The organism is uncultured Chryseobacterium sp., assembly GCF_913776365.1.
Lineage (GTDB): Bacteria > Bacteroidota > Bacteroidia > Flavobacteriales > Weeksellaceae > Chryseobacterium.
Genome location: NZ_CAJYMO010000265.1, coordinates 1 through 6,378 on the forward strand (window position 1 = coordinate 1; position 6,378 = coordinate 6,378).

At 43.2% G+C, this 6,378-nt stretch carries 6 protein-coding genes; 3 read left to right on the forward strand and 3 right to left on the reverse strand.

The genetic code is table 11. The features are described from left to right. Nucleotides 1-233 (forward strand): response regulator (locus QZ735_RS13645; protein WP_294249414.1); only part of this gene is annotated, 233 nt, incomplete at its 5' end. A 38-nt stretch (nt 234-271) separates the two neighbouring features. Here the strand turns inward: QZ735_RS13645 and QZ735_RS13650 are convergent. Together QZ735_RS13650 and QZ735_RS13655 are read right to left on the reverse strand one after the other, a co-directional pair. Beyond that, complete coding sequence (locus QZ735_RS13650) at nt 272-574, reverse strand: hypothetical protein (protein WP_294249416.1); 303 nt, start codon at nt 572-574, stop codon at nt 272-274. A gap of 130 nt (nt 575-704) precedes the next feature. After that, entirely contained in the window at nt 705-2,885 is a 2,181-nt protein-coding gene (locus QZ735_RS13655) for an outer membrane beta-barrel family protein (protein WP_294249418.1), read from the reverse strand. Nucleotides 2,886-3,756: 871 nt separating this feature from the next. Here QZ735_RS13655 and QZ735_RS13660 point away from each other — a divergent pair. Both QZ735_RS13660 and QZ735_RS13665 read left to right on the forward strand, forming a co-directional pair. Further along, on the forward strand, nt 3,757-4,218 hold the full coding sequence (locus QZ735_RS13660) for an Lrp/AsnC family transcriptional regulator (protein ID WP_294249420.1): 462 nt from the start codon (nt 3,757-3,759) through the stop codon (nt 4,216-4,218). A gap of 276 nt (nt 4,219-4,494) precedes the next feature. Then, a complete protein-coding gene (locus QZ735_RS13665; protein ID WP_294249423.1) occupies nt 4,495-5,292 on the forward strand; it encodes a Cof-type HAD-IIB family hydrolase in 798 nt (265 codons plus the stop codon). A 190-nt stretch (nt 5,293-5,482) separates the two neighbouring features. On the opposite strand, the gene QZ735_RS13670 is transcribed toward QZ735_RS13665, so the two are convergent. Continuing rightward, the gene (locus QZ735_RS13670; protein WP_294249425.1) at nt 5,483-5,896 is read right to left on the reverse strand and encodes a hypothetical protein; all 414 of its coding nucleotides are present in this window, start codon (nt 5,894-5,896) and stop codon (nt 5,483-5,485) included. Nucleotides 5,897-6,378: the final 482 nt, after the last annotated feature.

The window sequence follows — 6,378 nt, forward strand, 5'->3', positions numbered from 1 at the left end:
TGGCCGATTACAGGCCCGATGTGATCCTCATGGATAACTGGATCCCTAAGATAGGAGGCGTGGAAGCCACCAGACTTCTGAAAAGTCATGAAGAATTCAGAAAGATCCCGGTTATTTATGTAACTGCCAATAACGATATCGTAGCATTGGCAAGGCAGGCACAGGCGGATGATTATGTGGCCAAGCCGTTCAATCTGGATGACCTTGAAGAAAAGGTTGCCAAATACATTTAAAAAAATCCCGGCCATAAAAGAGTGCCGGGATTTTTTTATTATGCAAGTCTGATATTGCCGGGAGAGAAGTTTTGCAGTGATTTCACCCGGTCCAGGATGAATTCCATGCTGCAGCGTTCATTATTGATTTCTGTAATCAGCGACATCAGGAACAGCTTGAGGCCGGGTTTTGACAGGATCTTTTCTGAAAAGGTAGCGGCAATAATGGTTTTCTTCGAAACAATATTCTGGGTAAACGTATATTCGCCTTTAAGATCGATATCCATATTAAACTGAAGTCTGATGCTCTGGGTCAGGTATTTTTTTATAAGATTTTTAATGGTAAGATTATTACGGGTCATCACTTAGGTATTTTCCTGTAACTATTGTAATTTCCATGCCATACATGATGAATTCCTGATTTATTTAAGCTTTTTCTGTAATAATTCCATTTCGGATGCAGCAGCTACCGGCACTGCGTTGCCGGACCGTTTATTTTCCACCGCCGCCGTCTTTCTCAACATCGGTCTTGATATTGGCTTTTACCTTCTGGTTTCCGAAACGTTTCACGAATGAGAGCGAAGCGCCGTACCAGTCCCATTGGGAAGATCTCCGGATCATTCCGGTCGCACTGTAGGTGGTGGCATCGTAATTCGGGCGCTGGAAAATATTCATCAGCTGAAGGCTGACTTCCATCTGGGTCTTCGGAAAAATCTTGGTCGCCGAAATATTATGGAAGACATTGGGCTTGTTGGTGTAGGAATTTCCGTTATTCTGGTTGGAAACCTCTACCCAGGCATTCAGGTTGATGTTTTTATTAAACAGATTGGTGTAGGAAAAATTTCCGGATACGCTCAGGTAATTGATATGGTTGGTCTCAGGCGACAGCCCGTTGCGGGTGTTGAAATCGGTATTGTTGATGAAATACCAGCCCAGGCCCAGGTTGACCGTAAATTTGTTTTTGAAGAAAGTCTGGTTGGTATTGGCAAAGAGGTAATATTTATGCACCTTTCCGCTGAAGTTGGATTCTTCTGTGATAATGGTGTTCCGTACCTGGCCGTTTTCGGCTTTAATGGTGGTATAAATGTTATTCGTCCAGTAATCCTGATCGGTATACAGGTACCGGGCGGAAAGGAAATATTTTTTCAGGATGCCCAGCTTCATGGAGATGCGGTCGCTTGGATTCGGCTCCAGGTCCATATTTCCGCGGCTGTAGAAACCGTCGTTGTTCGGGATCATGAAAGGATTGAATTCTGAATACCATGGCCTCCAGAGGTTGCGGTTATACGTGAGGCTCAGGTCATAGCGGTCGGAAAAGGAATACTTTACCAGAAGGTTGGGCAGCAGTGCTCCGTAAGAGTCTCTTCTCGACCTTCCTGAGACTTCCTGGCGGATCCTGAAATCGATGTATTCGTACCGCAGTCCTACCCGTGTTTCCAGTTTTTTGAAAAACGTCCGGCTGTAATTCGCGTACAGGGCACTGAGATTGTCCTCGTAATGAAAGATATCATGGTGGCTGAGGTCGTCAAGATTATTCCCGTAAATGGTGTTGGGGATGACATTGTTATTGAAATTGATTTTCCCCCCGGCTTCAAAAGTAGCCCCTGATTGGCCAAGCGGCTGGGTGTAATCGATCTTCAGGTAATAATTGCGGTTTTCCGTGTCCGTGAGCACGCCGGTGGTATTGACGGATGACCCTGTCTGATCGGTGATGTTTTTCAGGAAAAAATTATTCTCGTTTTCTCCATAGTAATTGGATCCCAGGTTCACATCCAGGATCCTGTTCTTTTCCTTATCGTAATATTTATAAAATACATTCGTTCCGAAATTGCGGTTCAGGCCCGAGGCATTCTGATTCTGAAGGTAGGCAACCGCTGGCGTCGAAGGTCCGGTCTTGAAGCTGGAGGCCTCAGATTCGTTCCGGTAATCGCTCTGGTAATATTCCAGGATCAGGCCCAGGGTGTTCTTTCCGTTCAGTTCCATCTCCGAAGTGGACGATACCGAAGGGCTCTTCGAGCGGCTGATGCTCCTTGAGTCGATCTGCTGGACGGAATTGTCGATGTAGGCCGTACTGATGCTTGAATTCTTCTGAACATTGGTGTTGTCGCCGTATCCGCCGATCAGTGTCTGGGTAAAGCTCTTCTTATGGTAATTCAGGTTTACGTTCGCATATTGTGAGTTTTTGGTATTCTGGCGGTTGTTGAGGGTAGCGCTTCCCTTCAGGCCTTCATCATCCCTCTTTTTCAGGACGATATTGATGACCGAACCGGCGGCTTCATACCTTGAGGACGGGCTGGTGATCACCTCAATTTTCATCAGGTTGTCTGCCGGAATGGTTTTCAGGTATTCTTTCAGTTCTTTCCCTGTAAAAACGGACTTCCGGTCGTTGATGTATACCGTTACCGATTCACCTTCCGCCTTGATGGCATCATTATTATCAATACTCAGGAGCGGAGTCATCCTGAGTACGTCCCATGTGGTGTTTCCGGCAAGAATAGAGCTGTTGGCCACATTAAATACCGTTCTGTCCACCTTGGATTCTACCGTAGGTTTCTTCACGGTAACCGTTACCCCTTCAATGGCTTTTTCCTTGGAAGCCGTGCTGTCGGTTTTGGTTTGTGAGAAGGTCAGGATGCCGGCTAAAAGGGCAATTGGAATCAAAATAGTTTTCATTAACAACTTAGTTTTGTCTATAAGACAGGCAGCCGTGGGGTTTTGTTACATCCCGTAACATAAATCAGGAAAGAAATTCCGGATGCTGCGCTTTAAAGAAGAGAAAAAACGGGGATCCGGCGCCGGTGTTGGTCTTGATAGTGAGTTGTTTAACGCCAGCGGGAATTTTTTTGACAGGTCGGTAAATATTTTCAGATTTTTTCCTGTTACTGGTTTTTCAGGAGCTGTTTCCGGCCCGCCGCTCATACTCCTCGCGCCGCTGCTTCCCCGGGCTGAGTCCGGGCTTCCCCTTGTCTGCTGTGGGGTAACCGCTGTGGTCCGGGCTAGGGCAGCGGGGGTTGTTTTAAGGGGCAGCCTGAAATATGTTCTGCGGTTAGCTTACTTTCCTTTACTAATGAAGGTATGATCAGAAGGACATCAGCGGCGTTGAATGGAATCCGTTACTTCGTAAGTAATAAGGTTTCAGTATAGCAGTGCAGCAATCCAATTTCTGACAGTCCGGGATTTTTAACGGATCCGGCTTAACACTCCATAGGGAAATGCACGCCGGTGAAATCTAAAAAAGCAGCTGCACACAAAGTACAACTGCTTCACTAATTAATTTACGGATATGTCTTACAAAGGAAAGACCGGATGAAAAGAGAACGCCTCCCTGTACAGGAAGCATTCTCAACATAAAATATTCCCTTATTTTAATCGGTACCATTCACCGGAATCTTCACTCAGCGGTGTCTTGTTGTAAATATACTTATTAAGAATAAAACAGTAATCGTTTTCCGTAAATTTGGAAAATTAAACTTTCAGGTATTGTTTTTACAGAATAAAATTCTTTACCTTTGGTCTCTCAGAACTTTCTGAAGAATAATTTTCGATGGATCAACTGGATAATAAAGACCTGCAGCTGCTGAAACTGCTGCAGAAAGACGCGAAACTTACCGTGAAAGAGCTTGCTAAGGAAGTCAATCTCTCTCCGTCACCTGTTTTTGAAAGGGTGAAACGCCTGGAGCAGGAAGGCTATATAAAAAAATATACCGCGGTACTGGATCCCGAAAAGCTGAATCTGGGAATTACCGTATACTGCCAGTTAAAACTTAAAAGCAATGACAGTGACCTCGCCATAGAATTTGAACGCGAAATAATGAAAATTGAAGAAGTGGCCGAATGTTACAGCATTTCCGGCGATTTTGATTTTCTGCTGAAAGTTTACGTAAAAGACATGAAACAATATCAGGACTTCGTATTCAATGTCCTGGGTGCGGTACCTTCCATCGGCAGTACCCACAGTACCTTTGTGATGGCCCAGGTGAAAAATATTCATGGACTCACCATCTGACGGACAATTGCTTCTGATAAAGATGCAGCCGTCGCGATGCTGCATCAGATTAACCGGACAGGTGTTTCATTTTTTCCTGCACCAATACATCCTGCTTTGGGAGGAAAGAATAAACTCAGGGCCGTTTGAGACGGGTAATTTTATCGTACACCCGTATACAGAGAGGCAATACCACAGAGTCGGCCGGTATTTTGCACTATACGGCAACGGGCGAAGAGGCCATTACAATTTAATACAATATCTTTGCTCCGCAATGAACTGCTGAAAAACATTTTTATGGATGATATTAGAATGATCGTAACCGATATGGACGGAACTTTCCTGAACTCCCTGCACGAAGTAAGCCCGGAGTTTCCGGAAATATATGAAGAACTTAAAAAAAGAAATATCCTGTTTGTTCCTGCCAGCGGAAGGCAAATGCCCGGAATCACCAAATATTTCGGTGATACGGAAAGTGAAATGGCTTTCATTGCAGAAAACGGGGGCTATGTAATCTACAAAAACAAAGAACTCTTTGCAGACCGTCTGGAACCTACCTATATTGCAGAAATCATCAATGCAATCCGGGGTATCCGGGGTGCCACCCCTGTTCTTTCCGGTAAAAAGAAAGCTTATGTTGATACTGAAAATCAGGATTTCCTCAATTACATATCGCAGTTCTATACGGACAATGAGATCAGGGAAGACCTGACGGAAGATATTGATGACAGTATCTTTAAAATAGCCGTATACCATCCGGACGGTTCCGAAAAACAGGTATATCCTGTACTGAAGGAATTTGAAAAATATAACCTGGAGATCGTTATTTCCGGACATAACTGGCTTGATATCATGAACAAGGATATCAACAAAGGTAATGCGCTTGAGAAGCTTCAGGAAGCACTGGATATTTCACCCTACCAGACCATGGCTTTCGGTGATTATATGAATGATATTGAAATGCTGAGAAACTCAAAATATTCCTATGCAATGAAAAATGCCCATCCGTCTGTGAAAGAGGCGGCCAGCTATGAGGCCTGCAGCAATGACAATTTCGGAGTACTGAAAATTATCAAGGATTATCTGAAATTGTAAGCCAATGAATGGGTACCTGTACATCTGATGATGATGATCTCATACGAACAAAGTAAATGCCTTGACTTGTTTTACCATGATCGTATGTCTAAGCCGGCACAAATATAATTCACAGGAATCCTGTACCTGATATAAAAGATAAAACCACAGCATATTGCTGTGGCTCTTATTTTAAATAAAGCAAAATACATTATTCTGCGGTCATCAGGCCATACGCTGCGGGAGCCGGTTCTTTACCGAACAGGCAGGAAAAGATATTCTGGAACTCATGGATATACTTGCATCTGATTGAGTTACCGTAAATCTTCAGCCCGTCAACAATTTTTCTTGAGTTAAGGTCAATGTCATACTTGATAAATGCTTCAGGTCTCTCGTAACGGATACGTTGTTCAGAACTGTACGTTCTTGAAAAACCGAATTTTTCCAGCCATTCTTCTGTGATCTGTATCGGCTTGATAGATCCTGCCGGAACAGAAAAGCTGTGGATGTCATTTTCAATCTTCACAAAATAACCTCTCTCGTCATCCTGAAAAATCTCAGTGATGTTATAGATCTGATTTTTGTATTCTACTAAATTTTTGATTTTTAGATCTGCAACGTTCATAATATTTTGTGTGTATTAAAGTTATTATAAGTCAGTTAGGTGATGTATTTTACGTACTTATACTAATTACAAATACCATGCCTTATGGATCGAATACAATTTTAATTTCTGATTCACAAAATTACATTTATGGCTTAGTTTGCTGTTTAATAGAATGTTATAAGGTTGTGTCTCATGTACGCCAATTTATGAAATGGTAAATTTGTGGTAGGAGAATGGTAGGCCGCTCAAGCGGAATTTACTTTTTTGGTCAATGCTTGGTGATTTATCACGATCGTTCCTGTATTTCCGGCGGCATCTGTATGAGGCCGCCGGTTGTTTAAAAGCAGTTTAAGGATTCGTCAGAAATACCATAATTTTCTGGAGGTATTCATTTTCTTTGACGACCTTATTATAGGACTGTCGCGCATAGATGGGAGAGAGCTCATAATTCTCCGGCTTCGCATCCAGATCCTCGTTTTCAATATAATTCAGATGCCGGG